The sequence below is a fragment of the Caenimonas soli genome, from assembly GCF_013155545.1.
In the GTDB taxonomy this organism is placed as follows: domain Bacteria; phylum Pseudomonadota; class Gammaproteobacteria; order Burkholderiales; family Burkholderiaceae_C; genus Ramlibacter; species Ramlibacter soli.
This window is the reverse complement of record NZ_JABJVV010000007.1, coordinates 263,933-284,644: the sequence shown is the minus strand read 5'-3', so window position 1 is coordinate 284,644 and position 20,712 is coordinate 263,933. Positions and strand designations below refer to the sequence as shown.

General features: G+C 63.6%; 19 protein-coding genes. 11 read left to right on the top strand and 8 right to left on the bottom strand.

Going from position 1 to position 20,712, the window contains the following annotated elements; genetic code table 11:
• Nucleotides 1-23 precede the first annotated feature (23 nt).
• The 6 genes from HNE04_RS13340 to ppsR form a co-directional block, all read right to left on the bottom strand.
• Nucleotides 24-2,204 carry a TonB-dependent receptor gene (locus HNE04_RS13340; protein ID WP_172219627.1) on the bottom strand — a complete coding sequence of 727 codons (2,181 nt, stop codon included), beginning with the start codon at nucleotides 2,202-2,204 and terminating at the stop codon, nucleotides 24-26.
• Between the two features lie 187 nt (nucleotides 2,205-2,391).
• Complete coding sequence (locus HNE04_RS13335) at nucleotides 2,392-4,518, bottom strand: ATP-binding protein (RefSeq protein ID WP_172219625.1); 2,127 nt, start codon at nucleotides 4,516-4,518, stop codon at nucleotides 2,392-2,394.
• Between the two features lie 83 nt (nucleotides 4,519-4,601).
• The gene (gene bfr, locus HNE04_RS13330; protein ID WP_172219624.1) at nucleotides 4,602-5,078 is read right to left on the bottom strand and encodes a bacterioferritin; all 477 of its coding nucleotides are present in this window, start codon (nucleotides 5,076-5,078) and stop codon (nucleotides 4,602-4,604) included.
• A 42-nt stretch (nucleotides 5,079-5,120) separates the two neighbouring features.
• Nucleotides 5,121-6,668 (bottom strand): alkyl hydroperoxide reductase subunit F, encoded by a 1,548-nt coding sequence (ahpF, locus tag HNE04_RS13325; RefSeq protein ID WP_172219623.1) that lies wholly within the window; start codon nucleotides 6,666-6,668, stop codon nucleotides 5,121-5,123.
• Between the two features lie 25 nt (nucleotides 6,669-6,693).
• The gene (ahpC, locus tag HNE04_RS13320; protein ID WP_172219622.1) at nucleotides 6,694-7,266 is read right to left on the bottom strand and encodes an alkyl hydroperoxide reductase subunit C; all 573 of its coding nucleotides are present in this window, start codon (nucleotides 7,264-7,266) and stop codon (nucleotides 6,694-6,696) included.
• A gap of 118 nt (nucleotides 7,267-7,384) precedes the next feature.
• Complete coding sequence (gene ppsR, locus HNE04_RS13315; protein ID WP_172219621.1) at nucleotides 7,385-8,206, bottom strand: posphoenolpyruvate synthetase regulatory kinase/phosphorylase PpsR; 822 nt, start codon at nucleotides 8,204-8,206, stop codon at nucleotides 7,385-7,387.
• Between the two features lie 183 nt (nucleotides 8,207-8,389).
• On the opposite strand from ppsR, the gene ppsA reads away from it, so the two are divergent.
• The gene (gene ppsA / locus HNE04_RS13310) at nucleotides 8,390-10,783 is read left to right on the top strand and encodes a phosphoenolpyruvate synthase (protein ID WP_172219620.1); all 2,394 of its coding nucleotides are present in this window, start codon (nucleotides 8,390-8,392) and stop codon (nucleotides 10,781-10,783) included.
• 68 nt (nucleotides 10,784-10,851) lie between these two features.
• Nucleotides 10,852-12,906: a VC_2705 family sodium/solute symporter gene (locus tag HNE04_RS13305; RefSeq protein WP_235964972.1), complete on the top strand. Its 2,055-nt coding sequence runs from the start codon at nucleotides 10,852-10,854 to the stop codon at nucleotides 12,904-12,906.
• Here HNE04_RS13305 and HNE04_RS13300 read toward each other — a convergent pair.
• Complete coding sequence (locus tag HNE04_RS13300) at nucleotides 12,903-13,403, bottom strand: hypothetical protein (RefSeq protein WP_172219618.1); 501 nt, start codon at nucleotides 13,401-13,403, stop codon at nucleotides 12,903-12,905. The two genes, HNE04_RS13305 and HNE04_RS13300, sit on opposite strands and share 4 nt — an antisense overlap.
• 224 nt (nucleotides 13,404-13,627) lie before the next feature.
• On the opposite strand from HNE04_RS13300, the gene HNE04_RS13295 reads away from it, so the two are divergent.
• From HNE04_RS13295 to HNE04_RS13280, 4 genes are all read left to right on the top strand, one after another.
• On the top strand, nucleotides 13,628-13,924 hold the full coding sequence (locus tag HNE04_RS13295) for a hypothetical protein (protein WP_172219616.1): 297 nt from the start codon (nucleotides 13,628-13,630) through the stop codon (nucleotides 13,922-13,924).
• Entirely contained in the window at nucleotides 13,924-14,499 is a 576-nt protein-coding gene (locus tag HNE04_RS13290) for a tetratricopeptide repeat protein (protein WP_172219614.1), read from the top strand. The genes HNE04_RS13295 and HNE04_RS13290 overlap by 1 nt, the downstream gene beginning before the upstream one ends.
• A gap of 108 nt (nucleotides 14,500-14,607) precedes the next feature.
• Nucleotides 14,608-14,865 carry a DUF4212 domain-containing protein gene (locus HNE04_RS13285; RefSeq protein WP_172219612.1) on the top strand — a complete coding sequence of 86 codons (258 nt, stop codon included), beginning with the start codon at nucleotides 14,608-14,610 and terminating at the stop codon, nucleotides 14,863-14,865.
• Between the two features lie 2 nt (nucleotides 14,866-14,867).
• Nucleotides 14,868-17,012, top strand: a complete 2,145-nt coding sequence (locus HNE04_RS13280) for a sodium:solute symporter family protein (RefSeq protein ID WP_172219611.1) — start codon at nucleotides 14,868-14,870, stop codon at nucleotides 17,010-17,012.
• A 96-nt stretch (nucleotides 17,013-17,108) separates the two neighbouring features.
• Here the strand turns inward: HNE04_RS13280 and HNE04_RS13275 are convergent, their stop codons facing one another.
• Complete coding sequence (locus tag HNE04_RS13275; protein ID WP_172219610.1) at nucleotides 17,109-17,522, bottom strand: hypothetical protein; 414 nt, start codon at nucleotides 17,520-17,522, stop codon at nucleotides 17,109-17,111.
• A 151-nt stretch (nucleotides 17,523-17,673) separates the two neighbouring features.
• Here HNE04_RS13275 and rpsF point away from each other — a divergent pair, with 151 nt between their 5' ends.
• The 5 genes from rpsF to dnaB all read left to right on the top strand — a co-directional run bounded on the left by rpsF (nucleotide 17,674) and on the right by dnaB (nucleotide 20,677).
• The gene (gene rpsF / locus HNE04_RS13270) at nucleotides 17,674-18,042 is read left to right on the top strand and encodes a 30S ribosomal protein S6 (protein ID WP_172219609.1); all 369 of its coding nucleotides are present in this window, start codon (nucleotides 17,674-17,676) and stop codon (nucleotides 18,040-18,042) included.
• 19 nt (nucleotides 18,043-18,061) lie between these two features.
• Complete coding sequence (gene priB, locus HNE04_RS13265; protein ID WP_172219608.1) at nucleotides 18,062-18,352, top strand: primosomal replication protein N; 291 nt, start codon at nucleotides 18,062-18,064, stop codon at nucleotides 18,350-18,352.
• A 16-nt stretch (nucleotides 18,353-18,368) separates the two neighbouring features.
• Nucleotides 18,369-18,650, top strand: coding sequence for a 30S ribosomal protein S18 (gene rpsR, locus HNE04_RS13260; RefSeq protein ID WP_048438842.1), 282 nt, complete (start codon nucleotides 18,369-18,371; stop codon nucleotides 18,648-18,650).
• Nucleotides 18,651-18,662: 12 nt separating this feature from the next.
• Nucleotides 18,663-19,115 carry a 50S ribosomal protein L9 gene (rplI, locus tag HNE04_RS13255; RefSeq protein WP_172219607.1) on the top strand — a complete coding sequence of 151 codons (453 nt, stop codon included), beginning with the start codon at nucleotides 18,663-18,665 and terminating at the stop codon, nucleotides 19,113-19,115.
• A 158-nt stretch (nucleotides 19,116-19,273) separates the two neighbouring features.
• The gene (gene dnaB, locus HNE04_RS13250; protein ID WP_172219606.1) at nucleotides 19,274-20,677 is read left to right on the top strand and encodes a replicative DNA helicase; all 1,404 of its coding nucleotides are present in this window, start codon (nucleotides 19,274-19,276) and stop codon (nucleotides 20,675-20,677) included.
• The last annotated feature ends 35 nt before the right edge of the window (nucleotides 20,678-20,712 follow it).

The following is a 20,712-nucleotide window of genomic DNA, read 5'->3' as shown; positions in this document are numbered from 1 at the left end:
GGCGGCGGCTTTGCTGTGGATGGTTAGAACCTGGCGGTCAGGGCTACTTGCAGCAGCCGCCCCGCGCCCGGCACGTAATGGCCTCGGTAGAGCGATTCGGCATAGAGTTTGTCGGCCACGTTGCTGAGGTTGGCTTTGACGCTGAACTGCTGGTTGATCAAGTACTCGGCCATCAAATCGGCCGTCACGAAACCGGGTGCCTCCCAAGCCGGGGCGGTCACATCGGCGGGCGCCTGTTTGCCACGGAAGGTCAGGCCGCCGCCGACTCGCCATTGCGGCGTGAGCTGGTAGGTCGTCCACACCGTGCCGCTGTGCTTGGGGCTGAGGCCCGGGCGGTCGCCGACACGGTTGCCCGCGGTGGTAACGGTCGAAGCGGCCACATCGACGCGTGCGATTGGCATCCACGTGTACGAGCCGAAGACTTCCCATTGGGGCGTCAGCCGGCCGACGACATCGACCTCGAAGCCCGCGGTATGGCGCTTGCCGGAAAGCAGCAGGCGCGTGGCGGCGGTGTCGGGGTCGGTGTTGCGTTCGTTCTTCTTGGTTGCGCGGAAGATGGCGAAGCGGGTGGAGAAGCGCTTGTCGGCCGAATCTATCTTGGCGCCCAGCTCGATGTTCTCGCTTTGCTCCGGTGGCGTGTTGGCGCTCAGGGCGTTGTACGAATACGTGTCGCCCGATGTGTTGAACGACGTGCCGTAGGAGAGATGGAACGAATGCCGGTCGGAGGGCTGGAAAAGCAGGCCCAGGCGCTTGCTGACCTTGGAGATCTTCTGGCTGTAGCTCGTGGCCGTCACCGGGCCGGGCGCGGCCGTCGGGATGGCGAGCGAATCGTATTGGCCGTCGAGGTTGTCGTAGCGCAGACCGCCCAGCACTTTCCAGTGCGGCGCGACCTGCACCAGGTCCTGCGCGTAGACGCCCCAGCTCTTGGCCACGAACTGGTTGCCCACCCGCAGCACGCGTGTGGCCTCGTCGATCGCGGCGCCGTCATCCGGTGTTCCTGCCCGCGTGTCGGGCTTGACCAGGTTCACGCCCCCTTGGGCCGCCGTGCGCGCCAGGTGAACGGTCTTTTCTTCGCGGGCGAAGTCCACCCCGGTCTGCAAGTCGTGGTTCACGCCGAGGACCTGGAAGCGGGTGCTGAGATCGCTCTGTGCGTGGAGCGTATCCACGTCCTGGATCTTCAGCGGCGTGCCGCGGCGAAACGCCGTGTTTGGTCCAAAGTTCGTCAGATCGGTGGCCGCCGATGCGAAGCGAATGGTGCTGGCGCGCTGATCGCGTTCGAAGCGTCCCTTGCGCACCTGCGTTTTCAGCTCGCTGGCGAGCCCGAAGCGGTGCACGTGGCTGAAGGTCGCCATCGTCGCGCTGCCGGCGTTGTAATCGCTGGCCATGCCGTAGTAGGCCGTGGGATCCAGGCTGCCGATGATGGTGTTGGCTGCGCTGGTGTCGCTTGCGCGCGGCTTGATCCAGGGCAGGCCGTAGTTGATGCCGTTGTCGTTGTTCAGGTAGTAGAGGCTCGCCATGAACTCGTCGGCCGTTCCAATGCCGAAGCGGTACGCGGCGGCCAGGCCATTCTTGTCGATGCTGCTGCCGGCCCCGTTGTTGTCGGCCTTGGTGGCCATGGCATTCAGGCGCAGTGCCGCGTTTTCGCCGGTCTTGATGTTGAAGTCGCCCGTGACCCGGCGATACGAATGGCTGCCTAGCGTGGTCGTGACCTCGTGTTCCGTGATGAGGCGCGGCACCTTGCTCACCTGGTTCACGGCGCCGCCCGTGGAGCCGCGCCCGAACAGCATGGAGGCCGAACCGCGCAGCACCTCGATGCGGTCGTTGTTGAAGGTGTCGCGGTCGTAGAAGGCCGGGTCGCGCATGCCGTCGACGAAGATGTCGCCGGTGCCGGCCAGCGAGAAGCCGCGCAGGCGGATGTCCTCCTCGCCACCTTCGGCCGCCTGGAAGGTGATCCCCGCCGTGTTGCGCAGCACGTCCTTCATCGTGTCCAGGTTGCGGTCGTCGATCAGTTTCTCGGTGACGATGGTGATCGACTGCGGGATATTGCGCAGTTCCTGGTTGCCCTTGCCGATGGTCGTGGTGGTGGCGCGTAAGGCTTCCTTGCCCTCGGGCGCCTCGGCCTTTTCCCTGACGGTAACGGCCGGCAGCGTCCGGGCGTCGGAGGGAGTGGTCTGGGCCCAGCTGCTGACCGATGCGGCCAGCATGAGCGCGCCCAGGGGGAGGAGCGAAGAATCGGAAACGGAACGAGCAGGACTGTGCGCCAAGATGGCCTCCAAACGAAAGCCCGCGCGATGCGGGCTGGGTTCAACAAGAGGCTGGCTGGCGCACGAACCGTGCGAAATACTTGGCTGGCCGGGTCAGGCCGGATTCTACATTAAATGCGAATCAATCTTATTTGCATCCGAGTAGATCGAGCTGCGACGGGGAGTCGTGATCGTCGGGCGCGGGCCCGCTGGCGCTGCCCAATTGAGCTTCCAGCGACTCGATGAGGCCGTGCAACGGCAGCTCGAGTTCGACCAGCCGCATCTGCAAGGCCTCCAGCGGTTCGCCGCCGCGAATGGCCTCCTCCAGCACTGCGGCCTGCTGCTGGACATGCACGGCGCCGATATTGGCCGACAAGCCGTTGAGCGCGTGCGCGAGCTTGTGCGCGGTGGCGCGATTGCCCCTGCCGAGGGCGCGCCGCATCTGCGAGCCGATTTCGCGTTGGCCGTCGACATAGCGCCGAAGAATGGCCATGTACAAGCCCGTCTTGCCCGCCATGTTCGCCAAGCCCAGAGCCGTGTCCAGGCCGGCTATGTCCTCCGGCAGGTCGACACGCGGATACTGGGCGGCGGGCGAGGGGGCGGTCCGGCATGGGGGTATCTGCCGCCGCAGGTAGACGTCAAGGTCCTGCGTGCCGGGATGCCGGGCCGCACCCATGGCGCTCATGGTCGCGTCGAACAGCAGCGAGGGGCTGACCGGCTTGGTCAGGACGCTCGTAATCCCGTCCTGTGCCGCCTTCTCCAGCGTTTCCTCGCCGTAGGCAGGAACCATCAGCAGCAAGGGCGGCAACTTCAGGCCCAGGGCGCGGATTTGCCGCGCCGCCTCGATGCCGTCCATTCCGGGCATGCGCCAATCCATGTACACGATGTCGTAAGGCCGGCCTTCACCGGCGGCACGACGCACCGCGTCGACCGCCGCCGCCCCGTCGGCGCTTTCCGCGGTGGTGAACGTCATGGCTTGCAGCATCGCCGCGATAGACGCGCGCGCGTGTTCGTTGTCGTCCACCACCAGGGCACGCCGGCCGCGCAAGTCGGGGCTGGGAAGCAGCTCGCGCCCGGCAGCCTGGCCGATGCCCAGCCGCGCCGAAAACCAGAAAGTGCTGCCACTGCCATAGCCGCTTTCGACGCCCACTTCGCCTCCCATCAGGGCGGCCAGACGCTTGCAAATGGCCAGACCCAGCCCGGTGCCGCCGAACTTGCGGTTGGCGGACGCGTCGCCCTCGGTAAAGCTCTGGAACAGCCGCCCCTGCTGTTCGCCCGTGAGTCCGATCCCGGTGTCGCGCACTCGGAAGTGCAGCAGCACATCGCGCTCGGTGCGCTCGCTGGCACGCACCGAGACGAGAACTTCTCCCTTGCGCGTGAACTTGACGGCGTTGTTGGCGTAGTTCAGCAGAATCTGTCCCAGCCGCAGCGAATCGCCAACCAGGCGGCCCGGAACGTCCGGGGCGACGTCGAACACCAGTTCCAGTCCCTTGGCATGGCATTTTTCGCTGACCAAGCTAGCGGTGTGGCCCAGCAGCTGTTCCAGCTGGAAGTCCTCGTTCGCCAGGTCCAGTTTGCCCGCCTCGACCTTCGAGAAGTCCAGGATGTCGTCGACGATGCCGAGGAGGTACTGACCGGAAGCCCGCACCTTCTGGATGTAGTCGCGCTGGCGCGGGGCCAGCCCGGTCTTCAGGACAAGGTCTGACAGCCCGATGATCGCGTTCATAGGGCTGCGGATCTCATGGCTCATGTTGGCCAGGAGCTCCGACTTCATGCGCGTGGCTTCCTCCGCCATATCCCGGGCCCGGCGAATCTCCTGTTCATGGCGCCTTTGCTCGGTGATGTCGCGGAAGGTGACTACGCTTCCCACGCAACGACCAGCTATACGCTGCGGCAGGACATGACACTCCAACGCCCGGCTGTCCTTCAGCTCGACCACGCAGCGGTGTTCCTCGTCCGGGTTGTCGAGGCAATGCTGTGCACGCTGGAGCCAGCCCTGCGGGTCCTTCACCCGGGTCAGTTGGAAGTCCGCCAGCGCCTGCACGTCCATGTCGCTGAGCTTGTCCTCGGGGATGCCCCACAGCTCGACGAACCGGATGTTGTAGAAGAAGGCGTTGTCCGAATACTGGAGCGTGAGGATGCCGTTGCTGGCGGCATCCAGCGTGGACAGCAGCAGCGCTTGCGACTGACGCAGCGCCGCGAGCGCTTCATGCGCCCGGGCGAGTTCACCCTCGATCGCCGCCGTGTACGGCGAACTATCCGCAGCATGAGCCATGGCACCCTCCTTCCGGGGAAGGCAATGACACCACTATCGGCTCAGCTCGGCATTAGGCAGATTCCCTAGGTTAGCTGAAAGTGTTAACTCGCGCCGCCCATCTGCGACTGCAGGTAGTTCTGCAGTCCGACCTTGGCGAGCAGGTCGATCTGCGTTTCCAGGAAGTCGATGTGCTCCTCGGTGTCCTGCAGGATGTCCTCGAGGATTTCGCGAGAAACATAATCGCGCACGCTTTCGCAGTGGGCGATACCTTCCTTGACCGCCGCCTGGGCGCCGCGCTCGCTGCGCAGGTCGCAGTCGAGGATTTCCGGCACGTCCTCGCCGATCAGGAGTTTGCCCAGGTCCTGCAGATTGGGCAGGCCGTCCAGCATCAGGATGCGCTCCATCAGGCGGTCGGCGTGCTTCATCTCGCCGATGGATTCCTCGTACTCCTTCTTCGCCAGCTTTTCGAGCCCCCAGTGCTTGAGGATTCGATAGTGGAGGAAGTACTGGTTGGTCACCGTCAGCTCATTCCTGAGCTGGGCTTGAAGGTGCTGGATGACTTGAGGATCGCCTTGCATGGGAACTCCCGCGAATTATTCTCGCGGGAGATTGTGACCCATTCAGCTGCGCATGAGGTGATCGAATGCGCCCAGCGCCGCCTTGGCACCATCGCCCGCGGCGATGATGATCTGCTTGAACGGCACCGTGGTTGCGTCGCCCGCGGCGAACACACCCGGCAGCGAGGTCTGGCCCCTGGCATCCACGATGATCTCGCCGTGGCGCGAAAGCTCGACGGCGCCCTTGAGCCATTCGGTGTTGGGCACGAGCCCGATCTGCACGAAGACGCCCTCGAGTTCCACCCGCTTCGATTCGCCGGACGCACGGTCCTTGTAGACCAGGCCGTTGACCTTCTGGCCGTCGCCGGTGACTTCCGTGGTCTGCGCATTCAGGATGACCGTGACGTTGGGCAAGGTGGCCAGCTTGCGCTGCAGCACGGCGTCCGCGCGCAGCTGCGTGTCGAATTCGACCAGCGTCACATGCGCCACGAGGCCCGCCAGGTCGATGGCGGCTTCCACTCCGGAGTTACCGCCGCCAATCACCGCGACGCGTTTGCCCTTGAACAAGGGGCCGTCGCAGTGCGGGCAGTAGGCGACGCCCTTGTTGCGGTACTCCTTTTCGCCCGGCACGTTGATGTTGCGCCAGCGTGCGCCGGTGGTGATGATCACCGTGCGCGATTTGAGGGAAGCGCCGCTTTCCAGCTGCACCTCGATCAGGCCGGAAGCCGGCACCAGCGCCTTGGCGCGCTGCAGGTTCATGATGTCCACGTCGTAGTGGCGCACGTGTTCTTCCAGGGCGTGGGCGAACTTGGGCCCTTCGGTTTCCTTCACCGAGACGAAGTTCTCTATGCCCAGCGTGTCCAGCACCTGGCCGCCGAAGCGTTCCGAAGCGACGCCGGTGCGGATGCCTTTGCGCGCCGCATACACCGCGGCCGCTGCGCCGGCGGGACCGCCGCCGACGATCAGCACGTCGAAGGGTTCCTTGGCGGCGATCTTCTCCGCTTCACGGGCGGCTCCGCCGGTGTCGATCTTCGCCAGGATTTCCTCCAGGCTCATGCGACCCTGGCCGAAGTGCGTGCCGTTCAGGAACACGGTGGGGACCGCCATCACCTGGCGTTCCTTCACCTCGTCCTGGAACAGCGCGCCGTCGATCATTGTCGTCTTGATGCGCGGGTTCTGGATCGCCATCAGGTTCAGCGCCTGCACGACGTCCGGGCAGTTGTGGCAGGTGAGGGAGATGTAGATCTCGAACTCGAAGTCGCCCTCGAGCTCGCGTATCTGTTTCAGTATGGCTTCATCGACCTTCGGCGGATAACCGCCCACTTGCAGCAGTGCCAGTACCAGCGAGGTGAATTCGTGGCCCATGGGCAGGCCCGCGAAGCGCAGGCCGCCGGCCTCGCCCGGCCGGTTGACCGAGAACGAGGGCGTACGGTGCGGTCCACCGCGCGTTTCCACCACCTGGATCAGGGGCGACGCCTCGGCGATGTCCTTGATCAGATCGCGAAGCTTGGCCGATGCTTCCGTGTCGTCGAGGGAAGCGACGATCTCCACCGGATTTTCGATCCGCTGAAGGTAGGCGCCCAGTTGCGCTTTCAGGTTGGCGTCGAGCATGATGGACCGCTCCTTCTTTCTTCGGTTAGATCTTCCCGACCAGGTCCAGCGAGGGCGTCAGCGTCTCGGCGCCTTCGCTCCACTTGGCGGGGCACACTTCGCCGGGGTGGGCGGCGATGTACTGGGCTGCCTTCACGCGGCGCAGCGTTTCGGTGGCGTCGCGGCCGATGCCGTTGTCATGAACTTCAATGGTCTTGATGCGGCCCTTGGGGTCGATCACGAACGTGCCGCGCAGCGCCAGGCCGGCGTCTTCACCTTCGGTGATCAGGACCTGGAAGAAGCTCGCCAGTTGGTGGTTGGGGTCGCCGACCAGCGGGTAGTTGACCTTGCGGATGGTGTCGGAGGTGTCGTGCCAGGCCTTGTGGGTGAAGTGGGTGTCCGTGGACACGCCGTAGATTTCCACGCCCAGGCGCTTGAATTCGTCGTAGTGGTCGGCCAGGTCGCCCAGCTCGGTCGGGCAGACGAACGTGAAGTCAGCGGGGTAGAACACCACAACCGACCACTTGCCCTTGAAGTTCTCCTCGCTGACGGGGACGAACTTGCCGTTGTGATAGGCGGTCGCCTGGAAGGGAGTGATTTGGGTGTTGATCAGTGACATTAGTTTTCCTCTGTTGATTTAGATGAATTGATTGCAAACGCCTATGGATAGTACGGATGCTCCCCGCATCAGGCCAATTTATTGACCGAATGACGGGATTAGGAAATGCCTATGGGGCTCAGTACTCCAGCCGCTCGGGCCGGATTTCCTGCAGGATCGTGGTGGCGATCTCTTCGATGGACTTGGTGGTGGTGCTGAGCCAGCGGATGCCGGCCCGGCGCATCATAGCCTCCGCTTCGCCGACTTCCATGCGGCAGTTCTCCAGGGCCGCGTAGCGCGAGTTGGGGCGCCGCTCGTTGCGGATCTCGGCCAGGCGCTCGGGCTGGATGGTCAGGCCGAAGATCTTCTTGCGGTGCGGCACCAGCGCCGTAGGCAGCTGCTGGCGCTCGAAGTCCTCGGGAATGAGGGGGTAGTTGGCGGCCTTCAGGCCATATTGCATCGCCAGGTACAGCGAAGTGGGGGTCTTGCCGCTGCGGCTCACGCCCACCAGGATCACGTCGGCCTGCTCCAGGTCGCGATTGGACTGCCCGTCGTCGTGGGCCAGGCTGAAGTTGATGGCTTCGATACGGTCGTGATATTCCTTGCTCTTGCTCACGTCCGAGAATCGCCCGATGCGGTGGTTGGACTTGATCGCCAGCTCGATTTCCAGCGGCCGCACGAAGGTTCCGAACATGTCCAGCAGCATTCCCTTGCAGCCGTTTTCGATAACCTGCAGGATTTCCGCATTCACCAGCGTGGTGAAGACGATGGGTTTGCGGCCCTCGATCTCCGCGGTGTGGTTGACCTGCCGCACCACCTGGTGCGCCTTGTCCACGCTGTCGATGAAAGGCAGGCGAACGTGGCGGGGCTTGAACTCGAACTGCGCCAGGATGGCGTTTCCGAAGGTTTCTGCGGTGATGCCGGTGCCGTCGGAGATGTAGAAAACGGTGCGGGTGTGCATGTAATTCTTTCAGATTGCTGCAAGCCGCAAGATGGGCGGCGGCGCCTACAATGACGCCAATTATCCAATTCCTTCGCGCATGACCCGTCCCGGCCCATTCCAACAAGACCAAAGCCGTCCGCTTCGTCATGCCGCGCCGCTCCGCTGGAGCGCAGACCCCGTTTTTACTTTTGGAGTTTTCCCATGTCTGCACTTTTCAGCGCGACCGCCCTGGTCGTTCCGTTTGAAAACCTGAGAATGAGCGATGTCGAGGCGGTCGGCGGCAAGAACGCCAGCCTCGGCGAGATGATCTCCCAGCTACCCCAGGGCGTGCGCGTCCCAACGGGTTTTGCCACGACCGCGCACGCCTTCCGCCAGTTCCTCGCCCACGCCGGGCTGGCGCAACGAATCAGCGCGCGGCTGAGTACGCTCGACACCGAGGACGTTCGGGCCCTGGCCGTCGCTGGCGCGGAGATTCGCTCCTGGATCGAGGCCCAGCCGTTTCCGGCGGACCTGGAAAAAGCGATCCGCGAGGCGTTCGTCACATTGTCGGGCGAGAACAAGCAGGCGAGCTTCGCCGTCCGTTCATCGGCCACGGCGGAAGACCTTCCCGATGCCTCGTTCGCCGGCCAGCAGGAGACCTTCCTGAACGTGGTGGGCATCGAAGAAGTGCTGCACAAGATGAAGGAGGTGTTCGCCTCCCTGTACAACGACCGCGCCATCAGCTACCGCGTCCACAAGGGCTTCGCGCATTCCGACGTGGCCTTGTCGGCGGGCGTGCAGCGCATGGTGCGCAGCGACCTGGGCGCCGCGGGCGTGATGTTCACCATCGACACCGAATCGGGTTTCCAGGAAGTCGTGTTCATCACCTCCAGCTATGGCCTGGGCGAAACGGTGGTGCAGGGCGCGGTGAACCCCGACGAGTTCTATGTGCACAAGCCCATGCTGGCCGCGGGCAAGCGCGCAGTGATCCGCCGTAACCTGGGGTCCAAGCTGATCCAGATGGTGTTCGCCGGCGCCGACGAACGGGCCGCCACCGGCAAGCTCGTGAAGACCACCGACGTTCCGCTGGAGCAGCGCAACCGCTATTCGCTGACCGATACCGAGGTGGAAGAGCTGGCCCGCTACGCCTTGGTTATCGAGCGCCATTACGGCCGTCCTATGGACATCGAGTGGGGCAAGGACGGCACCGATGGCCACATCTACATCCTGCAGGCCCGTCCCGAAACGGTGAAGAGCCAGCAGCAGGGCAAGGCCGAGATGCGCTACAAGCTCAAGGGCCGCGGTAACGTACTGGCCGAAGGGCGGGCCATCGGCCAGAAGATCGGCACCGGCCCGGTGCGCCTGGTGCACAACATTTCGGAGATGGACAAGGTCCAGGCCGGTGATGTGCTGGTGACCGACATGACCGATCCCAATTGGGAGCCGGTGATGAAGCGCGCCAGCGCCATCGTCACCAACCGAGGCGGCCGCACCTGCCACGCCGCCATCATCGCCCGCGAGCTGGGCATCCCGGCGGTGGTCGGCTGCGGCGATGCGACCGAATTGCTGCGCGAGGGCACGCTGGTGACGGTGAGCTGCGCCGAGGGCGATACCGGCTTCATCTACGACGGCCTGCTGGAGACCGAGGTCAGCGAGGTGCAGCGCGGCGAGATGCCCAGCATCAAGACCAAGATCATGATGAACGTGGGCAATCCCCAGCTGGCCTTCGACTTCGCTCAGCTGCCCAACGAAGGCGTGGGCCTGGCGCGGCTGGAATTCATCATCAACAACAACATCGGGGTGCACCCCAAGGCCATCCTCGACTATCCCAACGTCGATGCCGACCTCAAGAAGGCGGTTGAATCCGTGGCCCGCGGCCACGCATCGCCCCGGGCCTTCTACGTGGACAAGGTGGCCGAAGGCGTGGCGACCATCGCCGCCGCCTTCTGGCCCAAGCCGGTGATCGTGCGCCTCTCGGACTTCAAGTCCAACGAGTACCGCAAGCTCATTGGCGGCTCGCGCTACGAGCCCGAGGAAGAGAATCCGATGCTCGGCTTCCGTGGCGCGGCGCGCTACATCAGCGGCGAATTCAAGGAGGCGTTCGCGATGGAATGCGAGGCGCTGCGCCGCGTGCGCAACGACATGGGCCTGACCAACGTGCAGGTCATGGTGCCGTTCGTGCGTACGTTGGGGCAGGCCGACAAGGTCACGCAACTGCTGGCCCAGCATGGCCTGAAGCGCGGCGAGGCCGACTTGAAGGTCATCATGATGTGCGAAGTGCCCAGCAACGCCATCCTGGCCGACGAGTTCCTGAAGTACTTCGACGGTTTCTCCATCGGCTCCAACGACCTGACCCAGCTCACGCTGGGCCTGGACCGCGACTCGGGGCTGGAACTGCTCGCTGCGGATTTCGACGAGCGCGATCCCGCCGTGAAGGCGCTGCTCACTCGCGCCATCTCGGCGTGCAAGGCCCAGGGCAAGTACGTCGGGATCTGTGGGCAGGGCCCCAGCGACCACCCGGACTTCGCGCAGTGGCTGGCGGATGAGGGTATTTCCTCGATCTCCCTCAATCCGGACAGCGTGATCACGACCTGGCAGCAACTCGCCGGCCGCTAGCGCATACCCTGTTGGCCGGCGGCGGCCTCGGTGCGATGATGCGCGCACCGAGGAGCTTCCACAGAATAATGGGCGATAACCGCGACTACGCCGCGTACAAGCAGCGGCTTGCACGCATTCTCACGCTGTACGTCGTGGGCCTGTGCGTTGTTCTGGGCCTCATGGCCTGGGCCGAGCGCAACGGACTTTCGCGCCACTGGTTGGGACCGATCTTCCTGTTTTCCACGGTGATGATCTACGCCGCCATCGGCATCTACGGCCGCACGACCGATCCCGAGGAGTACTACGTGGCCGGCCGGCGCATCCCGCCCATGTACAACGGCATGGCGGCGGCCGCCGACTGGATGAGTGCGGCCTCCTTCATCAGCCTCGCCGGCGGGCTCTACCTCCAGGGCTTCTCGGGCTCGGCAACGCATCCCGGTGGGCTGGCTTATGTGCTGGGCTGGACCGGCGGCTTCTGCCTGGTCGCGCTGCTGGTGGCGCCTTACCTGCGCCAGCTCGGCCTGTACACGGTGCCCGACTATTTCGCGGCCAGGTATGGCGGGCGCTGGCCCCGGCTGATCGCCGCTTTCTCCGCGATGTTGTGCTCGTTCACCTACGTCGTGGCCCAGATCTACGGCATCGGACTGATCGCTTCGCGCCTGACCGGCGTGCAGTTCGAGATCGGCATCCTGCTTGGTCTGGGCGGCGTGCTCCTTTGCTCCTTCCTCGGCGGCATGCGCGCCATCACCTGGACCCAGGTCGCCCAATACGTGATATTGCTGCTGGCGTTCCTGATCCCGGTGTCGTGGCTGGCCTACAAGCAGTTGGGCAACCCCCTGGCGCCGCTGGTCTATGGCAAGCAACTGCAGAAGATCACCGAGATCGAGAAGACCTTGATGGATTCTCCGGCCGAGAAGCAGGTGCAGGCGGAGTACAAGCGAAGGGCGGCCGAATACCAGGCGCGCCTGTCGGACATCGAAGGCTCGCTTCAACGCGAGCGCGCGGCCGCCCAGCAACGGATCCGCCAGCTCAAGGCGCAGAACGCCGACTCGGCCCACATCGTTGCGGCCAACCGCGAACTGGCTGCGCTGCCGCGCACGGAAACGGGAGCGCGCGAACTCTGGACCCGAGCCATGCACGAAAGCCATGAGCGGGCCAAGCCCCTGGGCGGGCTGCTGCCGCACGGACAGGCCTTTGCCGGTGACCCCGACGGCACTCCCGAGCAGCAGGAGCTTTTCGATCTGTCGCGCCGCAACTACCTGGCGTTGATTTTCTGCCTGATGGTCGGGACGGCGGGCCTGCCCCACCTGTTGACGCGCTTCTATACCACCCCCACCGTGGCCGAGGCCCGGTCCTCGGTCGGCTGGGCCCTGTTCTTCATCGCCTTGCTGTACCTGAGCGTGCCCGCCCTAGCCGTGCTGGTGAAGTACGAAGTGATGCAAAGCCTGGTGGGCAGCAGCTTCGATGCGCTGCCGTCCTGGATCCTTCAATGGGGCAAGGTGGATGCTTCCCTCATCTCGGTGAGCGACGTCAATGGCGACGGGATCGTCCAGTTCGGCGAAATCCGGCTGGGCGCCGACATCATCATGCTGGCGACACCCGAGATCGGCGGCATGCCTTACGTGGTGTCCGGCCTCGTGGCGGCGGGAGGGCTGGCGGCGGCCCTGTCCACGGCGGACGGCTTGCTGCTCACCATCAGCAATGCGATGGTCCGTGACGTGTATTCCCAGGAAATCAGCCACCACGTCACGCCCGAACAGCGGGTGATCCTGTCCAAGTTTGCCCTGCTGGCGGTGGCGTTGGTGGCCGCGATGGTGGCCTCGCTCAAGCCCGCCGACATCCTGCCGCTGGTTTCCGCTTCATTCTCGTTGGCAGCCTCGGCCTTCGTGCCCGCCATGGTGCTGGGCATTTTCTGGAAGGGCGCCACACGCGCCGGAGCGGTTGCCGGCATGCTGTCCGGGCTGGGGATCACGATCTACTACATGCTGGTCAACTCGCCGACGATCAGGGCTTTTCTCAAGCTGTCGCCGGATCCCCAGCTATGGTTTGGCATCGTGCCGCTGTCGGCGGGCGTTTTCGGCGTCGCAGCGGGCTTCGCGGTCGCCTTCATCGTGAGCTTGCTGACCTTGCGCGCCGACTAGGAGGCCGCGGGCATGTGGGCCTGGATGTCGGCCATGAACTGCGCCGCGGTGTGCGAATTGACGAATTGGCGCAATGTGCCTTCAGCCCTTGCCACGGCCACCTGCAAATCATGGACGTTACGCGCCGCCTCTATTCGCAGGCAAAGCTCCTCGGCGTTCGGTCCCATGACGTCCGTCAGCCGGCGCACCGCGAAGCGCTGAGCTTCCGTCAGGCTGGTCGCGCGCTGCCCGGTGGCGGCCGCAAGCGGGGCGGGGGCGGACGAGACGGGAGCAATGGGCACCGCGGCTGCCCCAGGTTCGATGAAGCCCTGATCAAGCAAGTGGCCCAACAACTGCTCGGTGTCGTTCAGCTGGGAAAGTTTGGCCAGATCCTCTAAGCTCCGCTTGCCGTCGACCAGTATCAGCATCGAGCGCAGTTTGGGAGTCAACCCGTGCTGGCGCGTCGAGATGGCTTCCGTGCCTTTGGCCGACTTGTGATAGACGAGGTTCTTCTGCATCACGTTGCCCCCGAATGTTTTGTCAGTTCAGTGTAAGTAGATGACCTGCAGCCGTCGAGTGGGAGTCTCACCTCAGTCATAGGCTGCAGTGCAAACGCGCAACGATCCCTCGCCCGCCGCAGACGGGTAATCCCTGAGGGGGTTTACGTCCGAGCCGGCTCCGTTGTAAGGAATGAGTAAGCCATGATTTGAACCATGCATGAACGCAAAAAAGTGGAGACAGGTTGCTAACGCTGGTCAGCATCGTCAAGCTCTTGGCCGAAATCGCGCTTCTGGCCATGGCTGGTCAGTGGCTGCTTGGCCTGCTCGCCGGGGCCAAGAAAGAGCAGAATCTGTTCTACCAGCTGCTTCAAGTGCTAACCCGCCCGTTCGTGACGGCGACGCGCCTGGTCACTCCCAAGATCGTCATCGACCGCCACGTGCCTCTCGTGGCGTTCCTGCTCATGTCCTTCGTCTGGATCGCAGCTACGGTGGCGAAGATCAACATCTGCGTCCGGATCGGGGTGGAGCTGTGCAAATAATGCAAAGCCTGCGCCGTCGCGGCGTGAAGTGGACCGCCCTGGCGTTGCTGGTGGCCGGCCGGCGTGAATCCGCGCTTGCCCTGTTCGAGTCCGCGCTGGCTGAATTCCCGAGCGATCCCTATTTTCTGGCGAGTAAGGGGCATCTCCAGGCGCAGCTCGGAAAACGGCGCGCCGCGGCCCAGACCCTAAAGCAGCTCCTCGAGATCGAGCCGACCGACGGCAAGCATTGGTTCAACTACGGTTTCGTCCTCGAGGAACTGGGCGACTACGAACAGTCCGAAGCCGCTTTGCGGCGCGCTACAGAACTGGCCCCCGAACTGGACCGCGCCTGGTATGGGCTGGGCCTGGCCTTGATCAGGCTGGAGCGCTTCGATGAAGCCGTCGTGGCCCTCAAGAAGAACACCCAATTGCAACCCATGAGCCCGTACGGCTGGTATCAGCTTGCCCGGGTCCATGTGGACCGGCACGAACCCGATGAGGCCCGGAAAATCATCCGGCACCTCAAGAAGTTCGAGCCCAAAGTGGCCGCCCAGCTGGAACGCGAGACGGGTATTTTTGTCTCGCCCGCCAGCTGAGAGGGTACTTTGCGAGGTGTGACCCGTTGCAGGCCACTGCATTCGTGGTGGAGGGTCGCTGAGTGGCAGCTAACCAGGACCGCTAAAGGGTTCAAAGGAGACAATGGCATGCAACTAACTGAAAGGCACCGCCTGTACTGGCGGAAAAACCTGACCATCACGGCCATCCTGATGGCTATATGGTTCGTGGTGACCTATGTGGTGGGCTACATGGCCCGCGACCTGAACTTCCGCTTTTTCGGTTGGCCCTTCAGCTTCTGGATGGGCGCTCAGGGTGCACTGATCATCTATGTACTGATCATCTGGTACTACGCTCGCTACATGAACAAGCTGGACCAGGAATTCGGCGTCGCCGAGGAGGAATAACCATGGCCATGCTCTCACCTTCCACCAATGCCACCGGCACCGCCGCCAATGCGGCGTTTCGCAAACAACTCAACAAGGTCTACGCGTTCTACACGGGCGGATTCATCGCCTTCGTGATCGTGCTGGCCATCCTGGAGCAATTCGGGCTGAAACGCGAGTGGATCGGTTTCATCTTCCTGCTTGCCACCATCGGCTTGTATGCCGGCATCGGCATCATGAGCCGGACCACGGACGCCGCCGAATACTACGTCGCCGGTCGCCGCGTCCCTGCCGTCTACAACGGCATGGCCACGGGGGCGGACTGGATGTCGGCCGCGTCGTTCATCGGCATGGCGGGCACTTTGTACCTCACTGGCTACAGCGGCCTGGCCTTCATCATGGGCTGGACCGGCGGCTACTGCCTGGTCGCGCTTTTCCTCGCGCCCTACCTGCGCAAATTCGGGCAGTTCACCATCCCCGACTTCTTGGGCGAGCGCTACGGCGGCAACCTGCCGCGCTTCATAGGCATCGTGGCGGCCATCCTGTGTTCCTTCACCTATGTGGTGGCGCAGATCTACGGCGTGGGCATCATCACCACCCGGCTGACGGGCGTGGCCTTCGAGATCGGGATTTTCCTGGGCCTCGGCGGCATCTTGGTGTGTTCGTTCCTCGGCGGGATGCGCGCTGTAACCTGGACTCAGGTTGCGCAATACATCATCCTGATCATTGCTTACATGATCCCGGTGATCTGGTTGGGCATGAAGCAAAGCAACGTCCCGGTTCCGCAAGTGGTTTACGGGTACAAGCTAGAGCAGGTCACCGCGCGAGAAGCCGTGCTGATGAAGGATCCGAAGGAGCTGGAAGTCATCAAGGTCTATTCGGATCGCGCTGCGGCGCTGGGTGAAAAGCTGAAGGACCCGAAGACGGCCCTCGCTGCCGACCGGGCTGCCGCAGAGAAGAAGGTTGCCGACCTCAAGGCCAACAACGCCTTGGCGTCGCAGCTGACGGCGGCCGAGAAGGAACTTGCGGCGGTGCCGAAGGACGAGGCCGCGGCAAGGAAGACCTGGACCGCGGCCAAGACCGCCGCAGAAAACCGGGCCAAGCCGTTGGGCGGCATGCCGCGCCACGCGCAGCAGTTCGCCGGCGACCCGAACGGCGACCCCAAGGCCAAGGACGCCTTCGACACCTCCCGGCGAAACTTCCTGGCCCTGATCTTCTGCCTGATGGTGGGCACCGCGGCGTTGCCGCACATCCTGATGCGGTACTACACGACCCCCAGCGTGAAAGAAGCGCGGGACTCGGTGACCTGGTCGCTGTTTTTCATCTTCCTGCTGTATTTCACGGCCCCGACCCTGGCCGTGCTGGTGAAGTACGAGGTGTTCAACGTCCTGGTGGGAACACCATTCGACAAGCTACCGGCGTGGATCGCCAGCTGGCAGCGCGTAGACCCGACCCTGCTGAACGTGGTGGACCTCAACAAGGACGGCATCCTGCAGATCGGCGAAATCACCATCGGCGGCGACATCGTCGTGCTGGCCACCCCGGAAATCGGTGGGCTGCCCTATGTGATCTCCGGCCTGGTGGCCGCCGGCGGCCTGGCAGCCGCGCTGTCAACTGCCGACGGCCTGCTGCTGACCATCGCCAACGCCCTCAGCCACGATCTGTACTACAAGATGATCGACCCGAATGCCTCCACGGCACGGCGGGTGACGCTGTCCAAGATGCTGCTGCTGGTAGTGGCCCTCGCGGCTGCGGCGGTTGCGGCGCAAAAACCGGCGGACATCTTGTTCCTGGTGTCGGCGGCGTTCTCCTTCGCGGCGGCGTCGTTCTTCCCGGCACTGGTCCTGGGTATCTTCTGGAAACGAGCCACGGGCATCGCCGCGTCGCTGGGCATGATGGCCGGCCTAGGAGTCACGCTCTACTACATGGTGATGACGCAGCCCTGGCTGCGCGGGGTGTTCGGCGTGACTTCGCCCATCGAACTCTGGTGGGGCATCCAGCCCATCTCGGCAGGGGTGTTCGGCGTGCCGCTAGGCTTCGCGGTCATCATCCTGGTCAGCCTGGTGACGCCCGCCCCCAACGCCCGGATCCAGGACTTGGTGGAGCACGTGCGCTATCCCAGCCTGAAAGGCACCGCCAAGAGCAAGATCCACGGCTTGGCCACGTAAGATAGCAAAAGGCGCCGTTCCGACGAGCTGAAACAGCCTTCTTCCAGCTTCCAGCCGCCTCGGCCTTCGGCCCAGGCGGCTTTTTCACGTCGCGGTTCAGTCGATGACGCTGATCGTCCACCGATGGGAACACTTGCGGCAGCGAACTTCGGTTTCGGCACGGCTTCTGTCTTCCCCTACGACCGTGAAGCGCCCATACTCGCCACAGGCTGAGCAATTGGCCTGGTTCGCCACTTCTTCAGCACGCATTAGAAGGAAAAGATAACGGCGCAATGACCAGGCGCCCACCACGGCGCAAACGACGATGGACACGACATTCGTGACCTTGTCGTAGTTGGAACCCAAGCCGAAAGCTTCCATGCTACCGATCAGGCCGATCACGCTCAGAAAGGCCAGCACCAGATAAGCGTGACTGGACAGCAGTTCCCGCTCATACCACTTCCGGAAACCGACCCGTCCCACGCCCTCGGCCATCCTGGAATTCATCGGATTCGGGCGAAGGAGGCTCATGCGACATCATCGCAAAAGCCACCATGGGACGCCAGCGAGCCAGCGGACCTTGGCCCGGCCGTCTCGGCGCCCTCTGCTATAATCGCGGGCTTTCCTTGCCACACCACGTCCGACGCCGTGGGTGGCTGCAATTCCACCCTCAAGGAGCCATATGCGTCATTACGAAATCATCTTGCTGATCCACCCGGACCAGAGCGAACAGGTTCCGGCCATGCTGGAGCGCTACAAGGGCATGATCACCGCCGGCGGCGGTAAAGTGCACCGTGTCGAAGACTGGGGGCGCCGCCAGCTGGCCTACCAGATCAACAAGCTCGCCAAGGCCCACTACCTGTGCGTGAACATCGAGGCCGACCAGCCCGTGATGGCCGAACTGGAGCATGCATTCCGCTTCAACGACGCCGTGCTGCGCCACCTGACGGTCGTCAGGAAGAAGGCCGACACCGGCCCGTCTTCTATGATGAAGACCGTCGAACGCGAAGAGGCCCGCAAGGCCCAGCAGGCGGAGTACGCCAACAGCTGATGGTGACCGCCGGCAAGCAGTGAACCAGCTTGTCTTGAGCGCCTGTATCGCGCAGGCCAGCGCCTTGCGATACACACCTGCCGGACTTCCGGCCCTGGATTTCAGTCTCGAACACGAGTCCGAGATCACCGAAGCAGGGCAGGTGAGGCAAGTCAAGGCGGCGATCAAGGCAGTGGCCTTTGGCAGCGTGGCCGAAACCCTCGGCAAGCAGGCCCTAGGCAGCAGCTGGAAGTTCACCGGATTCCTGGCGACACCCCGCAACGGCAAGCACCCCGTGCTCCATATCCAGTCATTCGTTCAGATCAGTTAATCGAAAGAGGTCCCACATGGCCACGTTCAAGAAATTCAACAAGGACAAGCGTCCGAAGCGCAACACCCAGTCGCTGCTGTTCAAGCGCAAGCGCTTCTGCCGCTTCACCGTCGCCGGCGTCGAGGAAATCGACTACAAGGACGTCGACACCCTGCGCGATTTCATCGCTGAAAACGGCAAGATCATCCCGGCCCGCCTCACCGGCACCCGCGCGATCTACCAGCGCCAGCTCAACACCGCCATCAAGCGCGCGCGCTTCCTGGCCCTGGTCCCGTACAGCGACCAGCACCGCATCTAAGGGGCGAACAACATGCAAGTCATTCTGCTCGACAAGGTCGTCAACCTCGGTAACCTCGGCGAAATCGTCAAGGTCAAGGACGGCTACGCCCGCAACTTCCTGATCCCGCAAGGCCGCGCTCGCCGCGCCACGGAAGCCAACAAGGCCGAATTCGAAGCCAAGCGCGTCGAACTCGAAAAGGCTGCCGCCGCCAAGCTTGCAGAAATGCAGAAGCAGGGCGAAAAGCTCGCCGGCACCACCGTCAAGCTGACCCAGAAGGCCGGCGTGGACGGCCGCCTGTTCGGCTCGGTCACCAACTTCGATATTTCCGAAGAGCTTAACAAGCAAGGCTACAAGGTCGCCAAGGCCCAGGTGCGCATGCCCAATGGCCCGATCAAGACCGTTGGCGACAGCAGCGTCAGCGTTGCACTGCATACGGACGTCGTTGTTGAAATCAACGTCACCGTGCTCGGCGAAACGACGTAAAGCTACGCCAGCCAGCAGAGGCCGCCTCCGGGCGGCTTTTCTTTTTGACCACAGGCTTCCGGGGCTCTCCCACCGGAAACCCACGTCTTATCCACAGGTTTATCCAATGACGCCCGGCCGAGCTCGGCGTAGCATCCGTGGCTATCCCCAAGGAATCAATGTCCGCAGTTCTCACTTCCGTCGGCGACGATTTTTCTCGCGACCATCAGATCGCGCAGCTGCGCGTCCCGCCACACTCGATCGAAGCCGAATCCAGCGTGCTGGGCGGCCTGCTGCTGGACAACGGCGCCTGGGACCGCGTCGGCGACCTGCTCACCGACAGCGATTTCTACCGCTACGAGCACCGGCTGATCTATGCGTCGATCGGCGGGCTCATCAACGCTACCAAACCGGCCGACGTCATCACCGTCTATGAGCAGCTGCAGGGTCTCGGCAAGGCGGAAGAGATCGGGGGGCTGGCTTACCTCAATTCGCTGGCGCAGTACGTGCCCAGTGCGAGCAATATTCGCCGATACGCGGAGATCGTGCGTGAGCGCTCGATCCTGCGCAAGCTGGTGAGTGCGAGCGACGAGATCGCTACCGCCGCCTTCAACACGCAAGGCAAGCCGGTCGACAAGATCCTCGACGAAGCCGAACAGAAGATCTTCAACATCGGCGAGGAAGGCTCGCGCATGAAGCAGGGCTTCCAGGGGATGGACAGCCTGGTCGTGCAGCTGCTGGACCGCGTGCAGGAGATGGCGGACAACCCGAACGACATCACGGGTGTGCCCACCGGCTTCTACGACCTGGATCGCATGACCTCGGGCATGCAGGCCGGCGACATGATCATCCTGGCGGCGCGCCCATCCATGGGCAAGACCGCGCTGGCGATCAACATCGCCGAGCACGTGGCGCTGAACGAAGGCCTGCCGGTGGCCGTGTTCTCCATGGAAATGGGCGCCAGCCAGCTGGCCGTGCGTATCGTCGGCTCGATTGGCCGCATCGACCAGGGCCACCTGCGCACCGGCAAGCTCACCGACGCCGAGTGGCCGCGCCTGACGGAGGCGATCGAGAAGCTGCGCAATATCTCGCTGCACATCGACGAGACCCCGGGCCTGACCACCAGCGAGCTGCGCGCCAACGCGCGCCGACTGTCACGCCAGTGCGGCAAGCTGGGCCTGATCGTGGTGGACTACCTGCAGCTCATGAGCGTGTCCAGCAGCATGAACGATGAGAACCGCGCGACCGCGGTCGGTGAAATCTCGCGCGGCCTCAAGATGCTGGCCAAGGAACTGCAGTGCCCGGTGATTGCGCTGTCGCAGCTCAGCCGAGGCGTGGAGTCGCGCACCGACAAACGGCCCATGATGAGCGATCTGCGCGAATCGGGCGCGATCGAGCAGGATGCCGACGTCATCATGTTCATCTACCGTGACGACTATTACAACAAGGACTCCAAGGAACCCGGCGTCACCGAGATCATCATCAGCAAGCAGCGTAACGGGCCAACCGGTACCGTGAAGCTGGCGTTCCTGAAGGAAATGACGCGCTTCGAAAGCCTGGCGTCCGGCGGGGGTGACTTCTAGACTTCTAGGGTTTAGCCTGCTGAACCGCTGCCCCC